General features: G+C 70.9%; 2 protein-coding genes. Both read right to left on the minus strand.

Annotated elements, in window-relative coordinates:
* Positions 1 to 620: glycosyltransferase family 2 protein (locus Q0112_RS01885; protein ID WP_297970633.1), on the minus strand; the 620-nt coding region annotated here is incomplete at its 3' end.
* Positions 621 to 627: 7 nt separating this feature from the next.
* The coding region (locus Q0112_RS01890) for an ATP-binding cassette domain-containing protein (RefSeq protein WP_297970636.1) at positions 628 to 1118 on the minus strand (491 nt) is incomplete at its 5' end.

The raw sequence follows: 1118 nt of genomic DNA on the forward strand, positions 1-1118 counted from the left end.
TAGACGGTGCGCGGCACCTGCGGGGGCTCGCCGCGCGGCTGCCGCGGGTCGAGATGCGGCTTCGCGTCGAAGAACCAGGCGTCATCGAGGCGGAAGCGCGCGGAGTCCTGGCCGAGGATATCGCGCACCCGTTCGGGGTACATGTCGACCATGACCCCCCAGGCCGCCTCGGCGCCGGCGGCGGCGAGCTCGGCGAAGAGGGCGGGGAGGCTCGGCACCGCGAGGAACTCGTCCGGGTCGACCACCACCGCCCACTGGCCGGTGCAGAACTGGTCGAGCATCTGGTCGCGCCAGAGGCGGACCGCCCGGGTCTCGCGGATCCGGGCGAGCGTCTCCGGCGGATAGGAGACCTGCGCGAAGTAGCGGATGCCGCTGCCGATCACCATCACGTCGGGCTGACCGGCGAGGAACTCGCGGGTCCCGTCGGTCGAACGGTCGTCGAGGATGATGAAGCGGTCGGCCCCGAGGCGGCGGTAGTGCGCGAGGAAGGCCTCGAGGATGAACATCTCGTCGTGCACGATCGTGCAGACCGTCGCGGCATAGCTCCCGAGCATCGGGTTCGCGCGGATCTCGAGCGGCGCCTGCCCCTCCGCGGGCAAGGGGGAAACGAGGCGGTCCATCGCCCCGTCAGGCACCGGCGAGCGCCCGGAACTGGCGATTGCTCGCGATCAGCTCGTCGTAGCTGCCTTCCGCGACCACCCGGCCCCCCTCGAGCATGAAGATCGTGTCGCACTCGCGCACGGTCGAGAGCCGGTGCGCGATCATCACCACGGTCTTGGCCCGGCCGAGGTTGTGCACCGCGTCCATCACCGCCCGTTCGGTCAGGTTGTCGAGCGCGCTCGTCGCCTCGTCGAGGATCAGCACGTCGGGGTCGTGGTAGAGCGCGCGGGCGATGCCGATCCTCTGCCGCTGCCCGCCCGAGAGCCTGACCCCGCGCTCGCCGACCTTGGTGGCGTAGCCGTCGGAGAGCTCGCGCATGACGAAGCTATCGAGCTCGGCGATCTTCGCCGCCCGCTCCACCGCCGCCTGGTCGATGTCCTCGGCCGCGCGGCCGAAGGCGATGTTCGCCGCCACCGTGTCGTCGGCGAGGAAGATCTGCTGCGGCACGTAGCCGATCG

Source organism: uncultured Amaricoccus sp. (genome assembly GCF_937858865.1).
Classification (GTDB): Bacteria; Pseudomonadota; Alphaproteobacteria; order Rhodobacterales; family Rhodobacteraceae; genus Amaricoccus.